Here is an 18,882-nt window from a genome sequence, read left to right as displayed (position 1 = left end):
CTGTCTCCCTAGGGCTCGATGAAGAAGAGCGCCTGGCCGTACTGGACGGGCTTTCCGTCCTCGACCTGCGGGGAGACGAGCTTTCCGGCGCAGGGGGCCTTCACGGGTTCGGCCTTGCCGAGCGCCTCGACCTGGCCGAGACTCTCGCCTTCGGCGACCGCGCGGCCTTCCAGCACGGCGCCGGCCTTCCCGAGCGCGCCGGCGCGATAGAGACCGACGCCCGGCGAGCGCACGGGGACGAGCGAGCAGGAGGGCAGCGGCGGCGGGTTGAGGGCCGCGCCTTCGAGGCGGAAGCCGAGACCGTCGCCGTCGCGGCGGAACTCCACCTCGGCGAGGTCGGTGCCCCGCGCCCAGCGCAGTACGTCTTCGAGCAGTTTCATCTCAAGCCTCCTTGCGTTGCGTCGGGCGGCGGCGCTTCTTCGCGGCGGTCTTGCGGTGGCGCAGCAGGTTCTGGGGGTGCTGGGGCAGCAGGCCGGAGTCGAGCGGGTCGAAGGCCCCGGGCAGCATCGCGAAGACGCGGGTCTTCTTCACGGAGTCCCGGCCCTGGTTGGGGTCGAGGTCCACGAGCAGGAGGTCGGTCTCCTTGCCGCTGAACTCGACCATGACCTGGCGGCAGGCGCCGCAGGGGCGGGCCGAGCGGCCGGCCACGCAGACGGCCTTGAGCACCTTCTCGCCGCGCACGACGGCGTTGAAGATGGCGACGCGCTCGGCGCAGATGCTCAGGCCGTAGGACGCGTTCTCGACGTTCGCGCCGCAGAAGATGCGGCCCGACTCGGTGAGCACCGCGGCCCCGACCGGGTAGTGCGAGTACGGGGCGTAGGCCCGCTTGCGCGCGAGCTTGGCGGCCTCGACGAGCCGCCGGTACACCTTCGTGAGGGGTTTGGCCATGGTCTACCTCCGGATGCGCTTCCCGATGATGAGGGCGAGCTGTTCCGCGGTCTCCTTCGGCATCGCCGCGGGGTCCGTCATGATCGCGTGCTCCAGCGCGCGGCTGCAGGCGCAGGCGCCCGAGGGGAGCTTCGCGAGCTCCGGCAGGGCGCGCGAGAGCAGGCGCTGGGCGTTCTCCGAGTTGGCCTTCATGACCGCCATGACCTTCTCGACGCCGACCTCTTCGCCGGCCTTCCAGCAGTCGTAGTCGGTGACCATGGCGACGAGGGCATAGCAGAGCTCGGCCTCGCGGGCGAGCTTCGCCTCGGGGACGACCGTCATCCCGATGAGGTCGCAGCCGAGCTTGCGGTTGACCTCGGACTCGGCGCGCGTGGAGAAGGCCGGGCCCTCCATGCAGGCGAGCGTCCCCTTCGGGTGGACGGGGATGTCCAGGGCCTTCGCGGCGGCGCTCAGGACCTTCGCGACCCCGCCGCAGAAGGGGTCGGCGAAGGCCACGTGGCCGACGACGCCGTGCCCGAAGAAGGTCGAGCGGCGCAGGGTCGTCTTGTCGACGATCTGGTCGGGGACGACGAAGTGTCCGGGCGCGAGCTCCTCGCGCAGGGAGCCCACCGCGCCGAAGGCGACGACGGTCTCGACGCCGAGCGACTTGAGCGCCCAGATGTTCGCCCGGCCGTTGATCTCGGAGGGAAGGATCGTGTGGCCGCGGCCGTGGCGGGGGAGGAAGGCGCAGCGCACGCCCGCGACGGTCCCCAGCATGAGGGCGTCCGAGGGCGGCCCGAAGGGGGTGTCGACGCGGAGCTCCTCGGTCTCGGAGATGCCCTTCATGTGGTAGAGGCCGGAGCCGCCGATAATGCCGATGCGAACCTTTGTCTTTGCCATCATTTCCCCTTTTACGGCGTGTAGCCGCCTTCCGGCAGGAGCTCGCGGAGGACCTTCTCGAGCTCCTTGGGGTCGAGCGGCTTCTTCATGAAGCGCATGTTCTTCCCTTCCTTCACGCCCAGCGCGCGCTTGTCCGCGGTCCCGCTCATGAGGATGATGGGGATCTTCGCGGTGCGCGGGTTCTCGCGCAGGCGCTCGAGCGCCGAGGTGCCGTAGAGGTTGCCCATCACCACGTCCATGAGGATGAGGTGCGGGACCTCCTTGTCGGCGACCGCGAACGCCTGCGCCCCGTCCTCGGCCTCGAGGACCCGGTGGTGCCAGGATTCCAGCAGGGCCTTGAGCGACGAGCGGACGCCCTCGTCGTCGTCGACGAGGAGGATCTGCGCGATCAACGCGCGGCTCCGGCGACTCCCTGCTTGTCGGTCGGGACCGGGAAGCGGGCGGTCAGGGCGCGCACCTTGCGGCGCACCTCGGCGAGCCCGGAATCCTCGGCGCGCCGGCTGAGCGCCTCGTCGATGAGGTCGGCGATCGCATCCATCTCGCCCTCGCCCATCCCGCGCGTCGTCACCGCGGGGGTGCCGATGCGCACGCCGCTGGCGATGAAGGGCTTCTGGGGGTCGTAGGGGATGGCGTTCTTGTTGACCGTGATGCCGGCCTTGTCGAGCGCGATCTCCGCGTCCTTGCCCGTGCAGTTCTTCGGGCGCAGGTCCACCGAGAAGAGGTGGCAGTCCGTGCCGCCCGAGACGATGCGCAGGCCGCGGTCCTGCAGGCCCTTGGCCAGGCGCCGGGCGTTGGCGACGACCTGGCGCTGGTACGCCTTGAACTCGGGCTTGAGCGCCTCGCCGAAGCAGGCGGCCTTGGCGGCGATGACGTGCATGAGCGGGCCGCCCTGGATGCCGGGGAACATCGTGCGGTCGAGCGCCTTGGCGTGCGGCTCGCGGCAGAGGACCATGCCGCCGCGCGGACCGCGCAGGGTCTTGTGGGTCGTCGTGGTGACGAAGTCGGCGTGCGGCACCGGCGAGGGGTAGACGCCGGCGGCGATGAGCCCCGCGTAGTGGGCGATGTCGGTGACGAAGTAGGCCCCGACGGAGTCGGCCATGTTCTTGAGGCGCTCCCAGTCGAAGACGCGCGAGTAGTTGGAGGCGCCGGCGAGGATCATCTTCGGCTTGTGCTGGGCGACGAGGTTCTCGGCTTCCTCGTAGTCGAGGAGCTCGTCGTCCTTGCGCACGTTCATCGAGACGATCTTGAAGTAGAGGCCGGAGAAGTTCAGCGGGTGGCCGTGCGAGAGGTGCCCGCCGTGGGCGAGGTTGAGGCCCATGACGGTGTCGCCGGGCTTGAGCACCGAGAGGTAGACGCCGATGTTCGCCGTCGTGCCCGAGTGGGGCTGGACGTTGGCGTGCTCGGCGGCGAAGAGCTTCTTGGCGCGCTCGATGGCGATGGACTCGACGACGTCCACGTGCTCGCAGCCGCCGTAGTAGCGCTTGCCCGGATAGCCCTCGGCGTACTTGTTGGTGAGGACCGAGCCCTGCGCCTCGAGGACGGAGGGCGAGACGTAGTTCTCGGAGGCGATGAGCTCGAGGTTCTCCGCCTGGCGGCGCTCCTCGGCGGAGATCGCCTTGTAGAGGTCAGGGTCTTGCTTGCTCAGGTTTTCCATGGGATTCCTTCTCCAATACGGCCAATATGCCGGCCTCGATCTCGTCGCGGGTGCGGCGGTACTGGTCGTCGCTCCCGCCGATGGGGTCGGCGACGTCGCGCGCGCCGAGACCGGCGCGGTCCAGAAAGAGGTGGGTCTTCGTCTGGTGCTCGGGGAAGCGGTCCGCGAGGACCTCGCGGTGCGCCTGCGCCATGACGAGCACGAGGTCGGCCCAGGCCATGAGGTCCCGCGTCACGAGCTGGGGCACGTGGTCGATCTTCAGGATGCCCTTCTCGGTGAGGGCCACCCGGGCCCCGCTCGAGAGGCCGAAGTGCCGCTCCGCGGCCGTGCCGGCCGAGCGGGCGGTCCAGCCCTGCAGGTCGCGCAGACGGGCATGGTGGTTGAAGAGGTATTCCGCCATCGGGCTGCGGCAGCTGTTGCCGGTGCAGACGAAAAGGACTTTCATGCGCTCCTCAAGATGTCGGCGGACGGGATCGCGCCCTCGCGCAGCACGCGCGGCGAGCCGGTCGCGTCCACCACCGTGGACTCCAGGCCCCCGGTGCGGCCTCCGTCCAGGATGAAATCGGCCCGACCGTCGAACTCCGCGGCGGCCTGCGCCCCGTCCGCGATGGCCGGCCGTCCCGAGCGGTTCGCGCTCGTGCTCGCCCAGGGCACGCCCGAGGCCTCGATGAGCTCGCGCAGCAGGGGGTGGCCCGGCACCCGGAACGCGACCGTCGGCTGCTCCGAGGTGGTGAGCCGGCGCCCCTCGAGGGTGGGGCGCAGGACCAGCGTCAGGGCCCCGGGCCAGAACCGCCGGGCCAGGGCCTCCGCCGCCGGCGTCCACTCGGCCCAGCGGCGGGCCTCGTCGGTGGAATGTATCAAAACCGGCAGGGGCTTCATAGCGTCGCGCCCCTTGGCGTCGTAGATGCGCCGCACGGCGGCGCGGATGAGTCCGGTGGTGCCGAGCCCGTAGACCGTGTCCGTCGGGAAGACGAACAGGCGTCCCTGCTGGAGGGCGCCCGCGAGCTCGCGCAGGAGCTCCGGCTCGGGGGCCGTCGCCAGGGGGACGATCCTAGTCTTCATCGGACTCCTTCGCCGGCGCGTCGGGCGAGGCGCCGGGATGGAAGAGCACGACGTACTCGCCGGGCGCTCCGCCGCGGGCCTCGAGCGCCGCGCGCACCTCCCGGACGGTCCCGCGCAGGTACTCCTCGTGGACCTTGCTGAGCTCGCGCGCGCAGACCGCCTGGGCGTCGGGGCCGAGCGCCTCCTCGGCCTGGCGCAGGAGGTCGAGCACGCGGAATGGGGATTCGTAGACGACGAGGGTGCGCCCGAGCTTCGCCGCCTCGGCCAGCGCGCGGCGGCGCCGGCCCGCCGAGCGGGGCAGAAAGCCCAGGAAGACGAAGGAGTCTCCGGGCAGGCCCGAGCCGCTCACCGCGCAGGCCACGGCGCTGGGGCCGGGCAGCGCGGTGACGGGGATCCCGGCCGCGCGGGCGCGGGCGACGGCGCGCGAGCCCGGGTCGGAGAGCACGGGGGTGCCGGAGTCGGAGACCAGGGCGAGGTCGTCGCCGGCCGCGAGGCGCTCGAGGAGCGCCGAGACGCTGCGCTCGTCGTGCTCGTTGTAGCGCACCAGGGGCTTCGCGATGCCGTGGCGCTCGAGGAGGATGCGCGTGCGGCGCGTGTCCTCGCAGTAGACGGCCTTCACGGCGCCGAGGGTCGTGAGCGTCCTCAGGGTGACGTCCTCGAGGTTGCCGATGGGGGTGGGCACGATGTAGAGCATCAATCCTTCGGGGCTTCGGCGGCCTTCGCCGCGGCGGCGGCCTGCTCTTCCTCGTGCGTGCGGGCCTCGAGGCGGGTGAAGGCGGCGACGACCTGAGGGTCGAACTGGGTGCCCGCGCACTTCTGGAGCTCGGCGAGCGCCGTCTCGCGGGGCAGGCGTTTGCGGTAGGGGCGGTCGGCGTTCATCGCCTCCCAGGCGTTGATGACGGCCACGATGCGCGAGCCGAGCGGGATCTCCTCGCCCTTGAGACCCTCGGGGTAGCCGCGGCCGTTGTACCACTCCTGGTGGTAGAGCACCATCTGCGCGACGGGGCCGAGGAACTTGACCGGCGCGAGCATGCGGTAGCCGATGGTCGTGTGCTTCTTGATCTGCTCGAACTCCTCGGGGGTGAGCTTGCCGGGCTTCGAGAGGATGGCCTGGTCGATGCCGATCTTGCCGACGCCCTGCAGCATCGTGGCGAACTCGACGTAGCGCTCCATCTGCTCGGGCAGGCCGAGCTCGCGGGCGAGCTCCCGGGCCCAGGTCCGGGAACGCTCGACGCGGTCCTGCGCGTACTGGTCGCGGGCGTCGACGGCGCGGGCGAGGGTCTGCACCATCTCGAGGTAGAAGGACTGGAGGCTGTCGTAGCGCTGCTGGTGGTGGAGCACCGCGGCCGCCTCGCCGGCGAGCAGCGCGAGCGCGCGCAGAGTCGAGTCGTCGGCGCCGAGCCGGGCGGCGGTGTCGTGGATGTTGAGCACGCCGATGGCCTTGCCCTTGAGCATGAGCGGCACCGAGAGGATGGGCTCGGGCGGAGCGCCCTCGGGGCCGATGAGGAAGCGCGGGTCCTTGCGCGGCTCAGGCAGGAAGATGGGGCGGCCGGAGGCGATGGCGCGGCCGGCGAGGCCCTCGCCGGGCTTCAGGCGCAGGGCGTTGGTGGAGCGGGGGAGGTTCTTCGCCGCCGCGATGGAGAGGGTGCCGTTCTCCTCGTCGAGGAGCATCACCGTGCCCCGCGTCGAGCCGGCGAGCGCGCAGGCCTTCTCGAGGAAGAGCCCGCAGAACTCCTCGTGGGAGACGTCGCCGGTGCGCGAGACGCCGTACTCGTGGAGGGCCAGCAGCATCGTCAGGAGCTGGTCGAAGCGCTCGATGGGGATGCGCGCTCCCGCCGAGGGGACGGGTCCGGCGCGGGTCACGCGCAGGCGGTAGACCTCCGAGAGCGCCCACCACAGCGCGGCCAGCAGGACGGCGCAGAGGAAGCCGAGAAGGGCCGTGGCCATGAGCAGGTAGGGAGTTTAGCAATATTCGCGCGTGGTTACGTACGCGCGCGTATATTAAGCGGCTTAGAGGGGATTCCCGCTCTGCTTGCTTCCCCTGGACTCCCCGCTGGGGATCGCCGGCAGGGAGGGGGAGAGCTCGGAGGCGGGGGGGTCGGTCTGGGAGGGAAGGTAGCCGGCGCCGCGCATGCGCTCGAGGATGACCTGGCGGCGCTGGAGGAGCTTGGGGCCGGCCGGCCGGGCGGGGTTCAGGCGCCGGGGGCTCGGGAGCGCGGCCGCGAGGGCCGCCGCTTCGTCGGGGCCGAGCGCCCCGGGCTCCTTCCCGTAGTAGGCGCGGCTGGCCTCGGCCGCCCCGTAGATCCCGGGGCCCCACTCGGCCACGTTCAGGTAGAGCTCGAGGATGCGCCGCTTGGAGAGGTGGTCCTCCAGGCGCCGGGCGATGAGGAACTCCTTGACCTTGCGCAGGGGGTTCTTCGAGGGCGAGAGGTAGAGGTTGCGCGCCAGCTGCTGGGTGATCGTCGAGGCTCCCCGGGCGAAGCGGCCCTTCTCCCAGTTGTAGCGGGCGGCCTCGCGCACGGAGTCCCAGTCCACGCCCTTGTGCTGGTAGAACATGTCGTCCTCCGAGATGAGGACGGCGTGCACGAGGTCCGGCGACATCGCCGAGATCGGCGTCCAGCTCCAGCGCAGGGCGGGGCGGCGGCCCTTGGAGCGCTCGCGCTCTTTGTAGCGCTCCATGAAGGCGGTGGTCTTCGGGTTCTCCCGGCGCAGGTATTCGACCTCGGGCAAAGACGAGAGGTAGAAGGCGGAGACGACGGCGAGGACGGCGAACGCGAGGACGAAGGGCTTCGAGAGCGGCTCGCGTCGGCGCCGGGTCACTTCCCCTCGGCGTCCAGCTCGCGCCGGGCGGCGGCGCGGTTCTCACCGTCGGGGTCCTTCTCGGCCGCCTCGCGCAGGAGCTCGAGGTAGCGTCCGCGCGGGAGCATGCCTTTGAGCTGGAGGCGGGCGCCGGCCCGGCCCTCGGGGGCGGGGTTGCTCCGCGCGTGCTCCTCCAGGAGGGGGATCGCGAGCGGGCTGCCGGAGGCGAAGAGGGCGGATTCGAGCAGGAGGCGGGTGCGCTCGTCCTTGTCCTTGAGCGCCGCCTCCCGCTTCTCGAGCAGGGTCTTCGCCTCGGCTTCCCCGGCGGCGAGCCCGAGCTTCACGGCCGCGCGGTGGCGGGTCTGCGGGTCGGCGCGCTTGTCCAAGGCCAGGGCGAGGAGCTTCGGCCAGGTGGGGCGCAGCTGCTCCGGGGCGACGTCGGCGCCCCAGGCGGCCTGGGCGGCTTCCTGGTCCTCGGCCTTCTTCGACTTCGACCAGGCGACGATGCGGTCGAAGGCCTCTTCCCAGAACAGCGCCGCCACGATGGAGGCCACGGCGGGGGCCTCGGCGGTCTTCTTGAGCAGGAGCGGCAGAGCGTCCTTCCGTTCCCAGACGGCCAGGGCGCCCAGGGCCTCGAAGCGGGTCCGCCACTCCGCGTTCTGCGCGGGGTCCATCAGCATGGAGGGGCGGCGCTGGGGGAAGCGGCCCTCGGCGAGCTTGCGCACGGCCGGCAGGGCCGGGGCGTAGCGAAGGCGGCGCAAGCCGGCCAGGCCGAAGATCCTCAGGAGGGGGTCCTCGTCATCGAGCAGCGCGGCGAAGTAGGGGCCGAACCCCTGGGCCGCGGGGGAGAGCCGCTCGAGGCAGGCGTCGGCGGCGGAGCGGGCGGCGGCGTCCCGGGCGTGGAGGTCGAGGAGGCGGCGCATGTCCTCCCCGGTCCGGGGCTCCGTGAGGGAGAGCCGGTGCAGGACCCGCAGCTTGCTGTCGGCGTCCCCGGCGGAGAAGTAGAGTGTGGCCAAATCGGCCACAGACTTGGAGGAGAGGTCGAGCTCCTCCTGCTCCGCCTCGGACGGGGGGGCGTCCTCCCGTCCGGTGATGACGATCTCGGTCCCCTTCTGGACGGCCTGGAGGTTCTCGGTGACGGCCCAGGCCGGGGCCGCCGCGAGGGCGAAGGCGAGCAGGGAAGCGGGGTTCATCGCAGGGCCTCCAACAGGGCCTGGAGCTGGCAGTCCCGGTAGCCGTAAGCGTGGAGCACCGTGGTTTCCGGTCCGAGGAGGTCCTTGTCCCAGGGGTTGCGCAGGAGCACCGCCACGAGCTTGCGGCCGGCCGCCTTGCGCAGGGCTTTGAGAGTCCTCATCTGGCCGGGGAAGCGCATGGCCTCGAAGCAGAAGAAGAGCACGACCTCGGCCTTCCGCGCGGCGCGGAGCGCGGGCTCGACGCTCTTCTCCGAGGTCACCGGGGCCAGCGTCAAAGAGGGCTTCTCCGGCCAGGCCCCCAGGCGCCGGCGCATGCGGGCGATGGCCGCTTCCGGCCCGCCCTCGAAGGTGAAGCGGTCGCGGACCTCGCGCAGGTCGGGGAAGACGGCGGCCATGCGGGTCCCGGGGAGCAGCGGCAGGGGGACTTCGCCCTTGCGCGCGAGCTCGAGCGCCTTGCGGGAGACTTCGAGCGCGGTCTTCTCGTCGGGCGCAGGGAGGGGGCCGGGGCGCGGGGAGGCCTTTCGCCGCAGGGCCTCGACGCGGCGCAGCGAGGCGTTCCACTGCGAGCGCGGGATGCGGCCCTCCGCGAGCTCGGCGCGGAGGGTCTCGGCGACCTCGAGCTGGGCCGGGGGCAGGTGCGCGACGATGAGGAGGTCGTGACCGGCGATGAAGGCTTCGACCGCCGACTCCGGGATGCCGCGGCTCTCGGTCACGGCCCCCATGCAGAGGTCGTCGGAGATGATGACCCCCTTGAAGCCGATGCGCCGGCGCAGGAGGCCGGTGATGATGGGCTTCGAGAAGGTGGCCGGGGTGCGGCTCGCGTCGAGGGAGGGGAAGACGGCGTGGGAGCTCATGATGGAGGCGACGCCGGCGCGGGAAGCGGCGGCGAAGCGGCCCACATGGCGGCGCAGGAGCTCGGCGCGGGGCAGCGAGACCGTCGGAAGGGTGAGGTGCGCGTCCTGGCGGGCCGCACCCTTGCCGGGGAAGTGCTTGGCGCAGGCGGCGACTCTGTGGACTTGTTGTCCACGGACGAAGGCCCGACCCATCGTATCGACGACCTCCGGGTCCCGCCCGAAGGAGCGGATGTGGATGCCGGGGTTGTATTTCTCCCCCAGCACATCGAGCACCGGAGCGAGGTTGAGACCGATGCCGAGGGCCCCCAGCTCCCGGCCCATGCTCGAGCCCACGCGGCGGGCGAGCGCGGTCTCCCCGGCTTTGCCGAGCGCGGCGTTGCCGGGGAAGGCGGTGAGGCCGTCCTGGAAGCGCAGGACCCAGCCGCCCTCGTGGTCGATGGCGAAGAGGAGGGGGCGGCCGAGCTTGTCCTGAAGCTCGGCGCAAAGGCGGCGGACCTGGGCCGGGCTCTCGATGTTGCGGGCGAGCAGGAGCACGGAGACGGCGCCGGTCTCGCGCAGCTGGGAGACGGCGGCGCGGTCGGCGCGCGGGCCTTCGAGTCCGATCATCAGCGGGGTGCGTTCGTTCATTCGTGCGTCTCCCGGCTACCTGGAGAGCAGGTAGAGCTCGTAGGAGGAGTTGTAGATGGTGAGGACGGAGTCCTGCACCGAGACGACCGACGAGAGCAGGTCCTCCGCCCCGTAGCGGAAGAAGTCGTCGGCGAACCAGGTCTCCTTGCGGACGGTCCCGGCCACGTCGACGGAGTCGAGGTAGAGGGTGTTGAGCTTGAGCTGGACGTTCTGGATCTGGGCGATGAGCAGCGTCGCCATCTCGGTGAGCTTGGGGTCGGGCAGGGCCTGCGTCGAGGCCAGGCGCGTGCGCGCGGTCAGGAAATAGAGGTTGTTGCGGATCTGCTCGGCGCCGCGCGAGAGGGTGGCGAAGTTGTTCTGGATGACGGCGAGGCTGGGGCCGGGGTCCTGCTGAGCGAAGGCGAACTTGAGGTTCTCGCTCTGGGCCTTCGTGTAGGACTGGATCTGCTCGATGTTGACCGCCTGCTGGGCGACCTGGTGGGCGAGGGCCTTCACGACGTCGAGGGTCGCGGGGTCGGCGGAGACGCGGGCGGCGCGGTCGCGGGCCTGGAGCAGGCCGTCCCAGTAGTAGCGTTCCTGCCAGAGCCGGGCCTCGGCGAAGGAGTTCGCCGAAGCGGGGGCCGCGCAGAACGCCAGCAGCGCCAGGAGCCAAGCCGCTCTCATCGCCCATAGTCTAGCAAAGATGGCCAGCAGGGAAGCCCGCAGGGATTCCCTGATGAGCGCCGCAGGTTATCGTTCGCGCCCGTATGTAAACACCCCTGGATAGGACGCAAAGACGCAGCGGACGGCCCGTCGGGCTCAGGGCGCCGGGCGGAGGGACGGCTACCCTATCCTTGATGACCGGGATACGAGGACTGAAGAGGCGGCTTTCTTCCGCGGCGGCGGCGCTGGCGCTCGCGCTCGCCGCCGGGCGGGCCTTCGCCGGGCCCGTCGCGGTGCGCGTCGAGGTCCCCGCCGCGGGGACGAACCTCCCCGTCGCCGTCCTCCCCGTCGGCGTCCAGGGGCTCGGAGAGAGTCTCCTCTCCGGCCCGATGCTCGTCGCGCCCGGACCCACGCTGCTGCTCCCCGCGCCCGTCGTCCAGGCCCCGACGCCGTCGGCGAAGCTGATCCCCGCCTTCGCAGTGAAGGACGCCGCGCCTTCCGCCGAGGTCTCCGCGGCGCAGGTCGCGGCGGGGGCTGTTCCCGATGTCCCCGCGGGCGTCGTCCAGGAGGCCGCTCCGGCCTCCGTTGTCGCGCCCCCCTCCTCGCTTTCCGGCCAAGAGGCGTCCTCGCCGGAAGGCGAAAACGGGCGCAAGGGCGGGAAGCTCCGCCGCCTGCTCGGCTCGCTCGCGAAGAAGCTCCGGAGCGGGACCCTATTCGAGGATGACGCGCGCGCCGCGGCGCTGGGCTACAAGCAGGAGCTGGCGAACCTGGACCCCGACGCGGCCGAGCGCTGCGTGCGGGACCCGCGGATGCGGCGCCTGCTGTCTTCGGATCCCGGCGCGGCGGCCGCGACGCTCGCCAAGGCCTACGCGCTCAGCGACCTGGCGGAGCTCGTCGACGAGATGAGCAAGCCCGGGCGCCTGCACGAGGCGCTCGGCCTGCGTCTGCAGAGGGAAGGGTCGCTCGAAGGGCTGGGACTCGACGACGAAGCCTCCCTGCTCGCCTGGGTCCGGCGCTACCGGCCGCAGCGCGAGCGGCGGGTCCGCGCCGCCGTCCTCGCCTGGGACACCCTGAGCCCCGAGCAGCAGGAGAGTCTGGGCCCCGGCGAGGAATCGTGGGCGCTGCGGCAGCTCAAGGACCGCGACCTCTTCCGGTGGTCCGAGCGGGAGTCCGAGCGCCTGCAGTCGACGCCGGTCCCGGAGGACGCGCACGGCTGGAGAGTCTTCATGCATGCGTTCAAGGAGGCCTTCCGCGGGCTCGCCCCTCAGAAGCGCTGGATCCTCTGGGAGCATATGAATCGGTCGCGGCCGGTGGTCCTCGCCCGCGTGGAGCTCCGGCGCCTCCTCTCGCGCGGGGAGGACGCGCGGGCCCGGGAAGCGCTGGAGGGGCTCGACCGCCTCGGCTGGGAGACCCCTGCGGTGCAGCTCGAGTACCTTCAGGCCCTGAGCGACGCGGGGAAGAGCCCCGCCTTCAGCCGCAGACTCGTCAAGGCCATCGAACGGGAGCGGCCTTCCCGCGAGGGCGAAGGATTCGGTGGACGGGAGGAACTGCCGTTCGGGGTCCTGAAAGCTCTCGACAAGGAGCTGCAGGGTACGCGTCACGGGCGCGTGCGCTCGCCGCTCGGGGGCGTGCGGCTCGCCGAGCTCGACGGCGCGCTCGCCGATTACAGCGAGGCGACCGGCCTCATCCGCTTCGACCGGAAGTCCGTCGAATCCTGGCTGCGCGTGCACGGCTTCGACGCGCGGGCGCTCGACGAGAACCCCGGCGTCCAGCGGGCGCTGGCGCGCTGGCTGGCCTCGAGCTTCGTTCATGAGGGGACGCATCACGAGCAGGTGCGGCGGACCGACGCACGCGCGCTCGTCCGCCTGTACTCTCAGGAGGAGGAGATCGAGGCCATGGCGACCGAGTCCCTTTTCGCTCTCGAGAAAGCGGAGGGGAAGGGCTATCCGGAGGAAGCGATGGAGCTCAGCGAGCCCCTGGTGCGGATGCTGAGGGCGGGGTTCGGGGAGCTGGTCTCCCAGGTCCGCATGGCCTACTCCGGGGTCCCCTCGCTGCGCTCGGTGCTTGCCGTCCGGCTGGCCCACGTCGCCCGGCTCTCGGCGCAGATCGAGTGGGAGCTCGCCGGGCGCGGGGTCTTCGCGGCGCTCAAGCGCGCGCTCATGCGCTTCCTCCTGGGCTTCCAGTTCATCGTCGTGGACCAGGACTTCAAGATCGATTGGATCTGCGCGTTCTCCCCGGACTACAAGCCGCTGCGGACGAACGCGCTCATGCGGGACTACACCGTGGACTGGGCGCTCGAGACCATCCGCATGGAGGAGGAGAGCCGCGCGCGCATCCTCGAGGGGGTGCGGCGCCTGCCTTGACGGACGCCGCGCGCGGGTCTATCATTCCTCCATGACGGAGGTTTTCCGATGAAGCCCATGCCCCGCGCCCTTCTGATCGTCTCCCTCGCTCTCCTCGCCGGCTGCGCCGAGCTCAAGCTCGCCGGCTCCGGGACCCCGGCCGCCGACGTCTGCATCCTCGAGGGAGCCGGACGCAACCCCCTGCAGGCGGTCGACGGCGCGCCGCCCAAGGCGCGCGGAGGACTCCTCGCCGAGGAAGGGCTCGCCGAGCTCGCGCCCGGCCGCCATACGACGCTCTGGACCGCGCACGAGGCCGTGAGCATCTCCTTCGTCTGCTCGGCCGGGCACCGCTACCGTCTGAAGGCCGGCGAGGTCGAGGACGCCCGCTACGGCAGCCGCAAGGTGTTCATGATCGAGGACGTCGAGACCAAGGAGGTCCTCGCCGCCCAGAGGTAAGAGGGCCCCGGCTCGCCGCCCCGATCGTCCGGGGCTTCGGTCACGGAGTCCGGGTAAGTTTGATATTCTATCCCCGTGAAGAAGACCAACGCCCCCCATCTCGCCCTCACCCGCAAGTACCGGCCCCAGCACTTCGAGGACCTCGTCGGCCAGGAGACGGTCTCGACGACGCTCAAGAACGCCGTCGGCTCCGGCCAGGTCGCGCACGCCTTCCTGTTCTTCGGCCCCAAGGGCTGCGGCAAGACGACGACCGCGCGCATCCTCGCCAAGGCGCTGAACTGCCGCGCGGGCGCGGCCCCGACGCCCAAGCCCTGCGGCGAGTGCCCCGCCTGCACGGAGATCGCCGCCGGCTCCAGCATCGACGTCCTCGAGCTCGACGCCGCCAGCCACACGCAGGTCGACAAGATCCGCGAGATGATCATCGAGACCGTCTCGCTCGCCCCGACCCGCGACCGCTACAAGGTCTTCATCATCGACGAGGTCCACATGCTCTCGTCGAGCTCCTTCAACGCCCTGCTCAAGACCCTCGAGGAGCCGCCCTCCCACGTGGTCTTCATCCTGGCCACCACCGAGCTCGCGAAGATCCCGGCCACCATCGTCTCGCGCTGCCAGCGCTTCCGCTTCCGCCCCATCGGGCGGGAGACCGCCGCCGAGCACCTGCGCCGCGTCGCGGCGCTCGAGAAGATCGACGCCGAGCCCAAGGCCCTCGAGCTCCTCGCGCGCGCCTGCGGCGGCTCGATGCGCGACGCGGTGAGCCTCCTCGACCAGGCCGCGGCCTTCGCCGGCGGGAAGGTCACCCGCGCGAAGGTCGTCGACCTCATGGGCATGCTGCCCGACGACCTTCTGCTCGCGACGGCGCGCGCCGTGCTCGAGAAGGACGCCGCCGCGCTCTCCGGGTGCCTCAAGACGCTGGCCTCCGAGGGCTACGACCCCTCCCAGCTCCTGCGCGACCTGCGCGAGCGCTGCGAGGAGCTCTACCTGCTCCGCCTCGGCGTGCACGACGACTCCGAGGCCGACTGGAAGGCGCTCGCCGAGGGCCGCACGCCCGAGACCTTCTCGTTCCTCATCCGCCGGCTCAACCGCGTGCTCGAGGAGATGCGCGGCTCCGACACCCCGCAGGCCGCCTTCGAGATGGGCCTCTACGGGCTGCTCGAGTCCGCCTACGACCTCGCGCAGTGGGTGGCCCGGCTGGAGGCCATCGAGAAGCGCGCCGGCCTCGAGGCCTCCGCACCTGAGCCGGACTCCCCGGCCCCCAAGCCGCGCCGCTCCGCCGCGGAGGCCGTCGCGCCTGCACGCCTCCCTTCGGCGGGCCATAGCGCCGAAGGGACGGCGCGAGAGGAGAAGGGCACGCGCGCCGCCGCGCCTGCGCCGAAAGCCGCGGCTCCCGCTCCTTCGGCGGCGCCCAAACCCGCGCTCCCTTCGGCGGGGAGCGGCAAAGCCCTCTCCGCGGAAATACGCAAGGCGTTCCTCGCGCGCGTGCACGAGGACAAGCCCTCGCTCGGGAGCGCGCTCGACGGGGCCCGCATCGAGGCCTGCGAGGGCGGTTGCCGCCTCGTCTTCGACAGCGCTTTCGCCTCCGATCGGGCCGAGAAGGAGCGCGCGTATCTCGAGAAGGCCCTGGCCGAGGCCGCCGGCGCCCCGATGAAGCTGAGCTTCGCGGCCGAAGAGCGCCCACGCTCCGCCGCCGCGGAAGAGCCGGAGTGGGTGGACGCCTCCTCGGAGGACGCTCCCGCCGACCCCGGTCTGCGAAAGGTGCTCGGGGTCTTCGGCGGGCGCGCGAAGCCCGTCAAGAAGAAGTAGCCCGTGAAGAGCTTCGACCGGCTGGTGGGGGCGCTGCGGCGGCTGCCCGGCGTGGGCCCCAAGCAGGCCGAGCGCCTCGCCATCCACGTCATCCGCTCCCCGCTCTCCGAGGTCGAAGCCCTCTCCGACGCGCTGCGCGAGGCCAAGTCGCGCGTGCACGCCTGCGCCGACTGCATGAACTACACCGAGAACGAGCGCTGCGCGCTCTGCGAAGATCCGGCGCGCGACCGCTCCATCCTCTGCGTCGTCGAGCAGCCCGCCGACGTCACCGCGCTCGAGCGCTCGCGCTCCTTCGCCGGGCTCTACCACGTCCTGCACGGCCAGCTCGCGCCGCTCTCGGGGATCGGCCCGGAGTCCCTGCGCGTCGCCGAACTCATCGACCGGGTGAAGGCGGGCGGCGTGCGCGAGGTCATCCTCGCCACCGACCCCGACACCGAGGGCGAGGCCACCGCGCTCTACCTGCGCCAGCTCCTCAAGCCCTTCCCCGTGAAGGTCTCCCGCATCGCCCAGGGCGTGCCGCTCGGGGGAGACCTCGACTACATGGACGAGGGGACGCTCTCGCACGCCCTCGTCAGCCGGAGAGAATTGCCATGAAGCTCGTTCTCGCATTCGCGATGGCGTTCACGGCCGCCGCACAGGCGCCCGCGGCGAAGGGCAAAGCCGCTCCGACCGGGGCCGAGCTCCTCGAGAGGGCCCGGCGCGAGGCCGCCGTCCTGATCCCGAAGCCCGTGCTCTACGCGGTCGCGACGCGCCTGCCGGCGGACGCGAAAAGCCGCGAGTCCTGGCGCTTCGACTTCTCCGGGCCGGACGTCGGGGCCGCGGTCAGCGTCGAGCTCGAGGCGGGGAAGGCCGCGCGCGTGCGCCGTCTCCCGGCCCGGGCGCAGGGGGAAGGCGCGGGCCGCTACAGCTCCGCGACCGGCGCGGGCTCCCATTGCGGAGCCCTCGAGACTCCGTTCGCCGAGCGCAAGCCCCTCGAGGCGCGTCTGCGCGAGTACGGTCTGGCCCCCGGGCGCGACGGACGCTTCCTGGCCGCGCTCTTCCGTCCCCTCGACGCGAAGTGCGCCGGCCTCGGCGTCGAGCGCGACGACCCCTTCAAGGCCGCGATGCCGCTGCCCGACGCCCTCTACGGCCGCGCGCTGTGGGTGGCGGAGGAGACGGAGAGGACCCTCGTCCTCGACGGGCGGAGCGCCGAGACCGTCCTCGACCGCAAGAAAGCCCCTAAGAAGTAGAACGCCTGAAAAAGAAGAGGCCCCCTGTCTCCAGGGGGCCTCTTCTTTTTCTGTGCCCGAACTTAATGGGCGAAGCGCCACCACTCGTAGTGGTCGTGCTCGAGCTGCTTGAGCGTCGGCATCGGGAAGAACACGAACTCGTCGGGCCCGGCGAACCAGAAGCCGTGGCGGATGAGCTTGTAGGAGACCTTGGGGAGCGTCGAGTTGAGGTTGAGGGTCTTCGTCTTCTTGTCGGGCTGGCGCTCGAGCTCCGTGACGTAATCCAGGAGGCGGTTGAGGTTCGTATCCGGGATGGGGGAGTGCTTGATGTGGCCGTGCTTCACCGTCTTCAGGAAGGCCGCCACGTCGAAGTCGTACTGCGTGAAGCAGACCTTCGGGGCGCCCTTCGAGCGCGTGCCGCCGGTGATGTAGCCGCCGAAGGAGCGCTGGTCGAGGTTGGAGGCGACCAGGTTCGCGAGCGGGGTGATCTCCTGATAGATGCGCACGAGGCCGGGCTCGTTCTGCGCGCTGTAGGCCTTGCTCTTGAGCTCAAGGACCTTGCCGTTGACCGTGACGAGGTAGAGGCTCTTGATGGCGGAGAGCTTGACGTGCTCGAGCACGCCGTAGGAGCAGATGTACTTCGTCTTCTTGGGGCTGCCGTCCGGATGGGGCTTGGTCTGCGCGAGGTAGTGGTCGATGTTGAAATAGGGGTCCCGGAAGGTCGGGTCGAGCTCCGTGAAGAGCACCTTCCCTTCGTGGTGCTTCGCGCTGCCGATGGTGTAGTGCTCTCCGAACTGCGCCGGGTCGAGCTGGGAGGCGACCAGGGCGTTGGTGGGGTGCACGGTCATGTAGAGGCGGGTCTTGCGGTTGGGCATCGGTTCTCCTGGAGGCGGGCCGGCGTCCGTCCCCCGCTCACGGACTCATTGTATGAAGTTCAGACCTGTTTCGGCCAGACCGTCAGGGCAGAACTCAGAACGGAAGCTCTACCCCCCCTGCCGCGGCGGCACCCCGGCTCTGATAGTGCCGCGATCGCACGCGGCAAGGAAATCTGATAGTGCGAACTCTCGAGAGGGGGGACAGTGAGGATTAACGGAACCCTCGAGCGGTCACCTCGGTGCAGACGCGGCGGAAGAAGCCCAGGAGGCTGAGGGTGTGGTCGTCGAGCTTCACGTCCCAGATCCCGCGCAGGCCGGGGTTGCGGAGGCGGATCTCGTCGAGGGCCTTGCCGTAGCCGGCGCGTCCGCGGGCGGCCGAGACCGACTGCGAGGAGCGGTTGAGCGGCGAGCCGAGCGGGATGGAGAGACTGTACTGGCAGCCGCGGCCGTAGACCTCGCCGCCGATGAGCTCGGCGTCGGCGGGCAGTTCGCGGCGCGTCATCGCCACGTAGGCGGCGGCGCCTTTGGTGTCGTAGAAGAGGACGATGGTTCCGGCGGAGACGAGGCCCCAGTCGGCGGAGCCCTCCTCCTCCGACATCGACTGCGCGCGGGCCGCGGGCGCGAGCGCGAGCAGCAGCGCGAGGATAAGAGCACCTAAAATAGCCTGGGGTGGCCTTGGAAACCCCGAGATGGGGTCGAGACCGCGGCGGGACGCCGGGGGCATAGCCGCAGCGCTATGTACCCGGCGGCCCAACAATGGTATCGGCCCTATATCGGGGTTTCCCTTCGGGCGGGGCCGATTTCGGTCCGCCTGCGTTGTTGCCGCGGCGCGTACATACCTTCGGGTATGCCCGCGCCGCGGACGCCGCGCATTCGGGCCAAACTCGGCCCCGCCAAGGCCGCCCCAGGCTATTTTAGGTGCTCTAAGGGTCACTGCAGGGCGACCCGTCCGGTGAGCTGGACGCAGGTCTTCGCGTAGAGGCCGAGGACGTAGGCCTGGCCCGTGCGGTCCACCTTCACGTCGTAGAGCAGGGCGTTGGCGGGCTCGCCCTTGAGCGCGTCGCGGGAGGCGGCCGCGTAGCCGGCGTCGCCCCAGGCGAAGAGGAAGAGGACGGAGCGGGCGCAGGCCTGGCCGGTCACGGTCTTGTCGCTCGGAGCGGACTTCACGTCGGCCGGCGTCGCCGCGCGCCAGGTGCGGGCCATGTGGATGTTCGTGTAGAGGAGGCCGCAGCCGGAGAGCGCGGCGGTTAGTGCTGCGACCGCCGCATAGCGTCCGATTTGGCCGGGCGATTTTGCCCAGGCGAGACGAGGAGAGAGGAGCGAGCATGCTGTCTGCATGTGAGCGACGAACGACGAAGTCGCAGCCCAAAAGCGCCCGGCCCCTATCCGGGGAGTTTCGCCGCCGGCGGCGGCGAAACTATCGCGGAAGGGGAGGCCCGCTCCCGGCCGATCGCCGCGTTGCTCGTCGCTCAGATAGCTCAAGCTATCCTCGCTCCTCGCGCCTTGCGCTCGGCTCAGGCGCGGGCCTTCAAATCGGGCGTTATGCGGCGGTCGCAGCACTCGGACGGCGAGAGCGAGGACGCGGACGGGGAGGTTCTTCATG

21 protein-coding genes are annotated in these 18,882 nt (G+C 71.0%); 5 read left to right on the top strand and 16 right to left on the bottom strand.

Annotation, left to right across the window (positions count from 1 at the left end; translation table 11 throughout):
• Positions 1-8: 8 nt before the first annotated feature.
• From WC969_11095 to WC969_11035, 13 genes are all read right to left on the bottom strand, one after another.
• Positions 9-380 (bottom strand): biotin/lipoyl-containing protein, encoded by a 372-nt coding sequence (locus tag WC969_11095; protein MFA6030391.1) that lies wholly within the window; start codon positions 378-380, stop codon positions 9-11.
• A gap of 1 nt (position 381) precedes the next feature.
• The gene (cdd, locus tag WC969_11090; GenBank protein ID MFA6030390.1) at positions 382-888 is read right to left on the bottom strand and encodes a cytidine deaminase; all 507 of its coding nucleotides are present in this window, start codon (positions 886-888) and stop codon (positions 382-384) included.
• 3 nt (positions 889-891) lie between these two features.
• Positions 892-1,767: an S-methyl-5'-thioadenosine phosphorylase gene (mtnP, locus tag WC969_11085; protein MFA6030389.1), complete on the bottom strand. Its 876-nt coding sequence runs from the start codon at positions 1,765-1,767 to the stop codon at positions 892-894.
• Positions 1,768-1,778: 11 nt separating this feature from the next.
• Entirely contained in the window at positions 1,779-2,159 is a 381-nt protein-coding gene (locus WC969_11080) for a response regulator (GenBank protein ID MFA6030388.1), read from the bottom strand.
• Positions 2,156-3,421, bottom strand: coding sequence for a serine hydroxymethyltransferase (gene glyA, locus WC969_11075; GenBank protein ID MFA6030387.1), 1,266 nt, complete (start codon positions 3,419-3,421; stop codon positions 2,156-2,158). Before glyA ends, WC969_11080 begins: the two co-directional genes overlap by 4 nt.
• Positions 3,393-3,866, bottom strand: a complete 474-nt coding sequence (locus WC969_11070; GenBank protein MFA6030386.1) for a low molecular weight protein arginine phosphatase — start codon at positions 3,864-3,866, stop codon at positions 3,393-3,395. Before WC969_11070 ends, glyA begins: the two co-directional genes overlap by 29 nt.
• Positions 3,863-4,483, bottom strand: a complete 621-nt coding sequence (locus WC969_11065; protein MFA6030385.1) for an L-threonylcarbamoyladenylate synthase — start codon at positions 4,481-4,483, stop codon at positions 3,863-3,865. The genes WC969_11070 and WC969_11065 overlap by 4 nt, the downstream gene beginning before the upstream one ends.
• On the bottom strand, positions 4,473-5,177 hold the full coding sequence (rsmI, locus tag WC969_11060) for a 16S rRNA (cytidine(1402)-2'-O)-methyltransferase (GenBank protein MFA6030384.1): 705 nt from the start codon (positions 5,175-5,177) through the stop codon (positions 4,473-4,475). The genes WC969_11065 and rsmI overlap by 11 nt, the downstream gene beginning before the upstream one ends.
• Positions 5,177-6,430: an HD domain-containing phosphohydrolase gene (locus WC969_11055; protein MFA6030383.1), complete on the bottom strand. Its 1,254-nt coding sequence runs from the start codon at positions 6,428-6,430 to the stop codon at positions 5,177-5,179. Before WC969_11055 ends, rsmI begins: the two co-directional genes overlap by 1 nt.
• Positions 6,431-6,493: 63 nt before the next feature.
• A complete protein-coding gene (gene mtgA / locus WC969_11050) occupies positions 6,494-7,303 on the bottom strand; it encodes a monofunctional biosynthetic peptidoglycan transglycosylase (protein MFA6030382.1) in 810 nt (269 codons plus the stop codon).
• A complete protein-coding gene (locus WC969_11045) occupies positions 7,300-8,475 on the bottom strand; it encodes a HEAT repeat domain-containing protein (GenBank protein MFA6030381.1) in 1,176 nt (391 codons plus the stop codon). The genes mtgA and WC969_11045 overlap by 4 nt, the downstream gene beginning before the upstream one ends.
• Entirely contained in the window at positions 8,472-9,956 is a 1,485-nt protein-coding gene (gene nagZ / locus WC969_11040; protein MFA6030380.1) for a beta-N-acetylhexosaminidase, read from the bottom strand. Before nagZ ends, WC969_11045 begins: the two co-directional genes overlap by 4 nt.
• Before the next feature lie 15 nt (positions 9,957-9,971).
• Entirely contained in the window at positions 9,972-10,619 is a 648-nt protein-coding gene (locus tag WC969_11035) for a hypothetical protein (protein MFA6030379.1), read from the bottom strand.
• A 173-nt stretch (positions 10,620-10,792) separates the two neighbouring features.
• Here WC969_11035 and WC969_11030 point away from each other — a divergent pair, with 173 nt between their 5' ends.
• The 5 genes from WC969_11030 to WC969_11010 all read left to right on the top strand — a co-directional run bounded on the left by WC969_11030 (position 10,793) and on the right by WC969_11010 (position 16,425).
• Positions 10,793-12,961 (top strand): hypothetical protein, encoded by a 2,169-nt coding sequence (locus WC969_11030; protein MFA6030378.1) that lies wholly within the window; start codon positions 10,793-10,795, stop codon positions 12,959-12,961.
• A gap of 48 nt (positions 12,962-13,009) precedes the next feature.
• The gene (locus WC969_11025; protein ID MFA6030377.1) at positions 13,010-13,396 is read left to right on the top strand and encodes a hypothetical protein; all 387 of its coding nucleotides are present in this window, start codon (positions 13,010-13,012) and stop codon (positions 13,394-13,396) included.
• Positions 13,397-13,471: 75 nt separating this feature from the next.
• On the top strand, positions 13,472-15,196 hold the full coding sequence (dnaX, locus tag WC969_11020) for a DNA polymerase III subunit gamma/tau (protein ID MFA6030376.1): 1,725 nt from the start codon (positions 13,472-13,474) through the stop codon (positions 15,194-15,196).
• A 3-nt stretch (positions 15,197-15,199) separates the two neighbouring features.
• Positions 15,200-15,790, top strand: a complete 591-nt coding sequence (recR, locus tag WC969_11015) for a recombination mediator RecR (protein ID MFA6030375.1) — start codon at positions 15,200-15,202, stop codon at positions 15,788-15,790.
• Entirely contained in the window at positions 15,787-16,425 is a 639-nt protein-coding gene (locus WC969_11010) for a hypothetical protein (GenBank protein ID MFA6030374.1), read from the top strand. Before recR ends, WC969_11010 begins: the two co-directional genes overlap by 4 nt.
• Positions 16,426-16,487: 62 nt before the next feature.
• Here the strand turns inward: WC969_11010 and WC969_11005 are convergent, their stop codons facing one another.
• The 3 genes from WC969_11005 to WC969_10995 form a co-directional block, all read right to left on the bottom strand.
• Positions 16,488-17,279, bottom strand: a complete 792-nt coding sequence (locus WC969_11005; GenBank protein MFA6030373.1) for a hypothetical protein — start codon at positions 17,277-17,279, stop codon at positions 16,488-16,490.
• A gap of 211 nt (positions 17,280-17,490) precedes the next feature.
• Complete coding sequence (locus WC969_11000; protein MFA6030372.1) at positions 17,491-18,003, bottom strand: hypothetical protein; 513 nt, start codon at positions 18,001-18,003, stop codon at positions 17,491-17,493.
• Between the two features lie 206 nt (positions 18,004-18,209).
• Positions 18,210-18,617 (bottom strand): TRL domain-containing protein, encoded by a 408-nt coding sequence (locus WC969_10995; protein ID MFA6030371.1) that lies wholly within the window; start codon positions 18,615-18,617, stop codon positions 18,210-18,212.
• Between the last annotated feature and the right edge of the window lie 265 nt (positions 18,618-18,882).

The organism is Elusimicrobiota bacterium (assembly GCA_041660925.1).
Classification (GTDB): domain Bacteria; phylum Elusimicrobiota; class Elusimicrobia; order UBA1565; family UBA1565; genus JBAZUV01.
The sequence above is the reverse complement of the archived record's forward strand: the minus strand, read 5'-3'. Positions and strand labels throughout refer to the sequence as shown.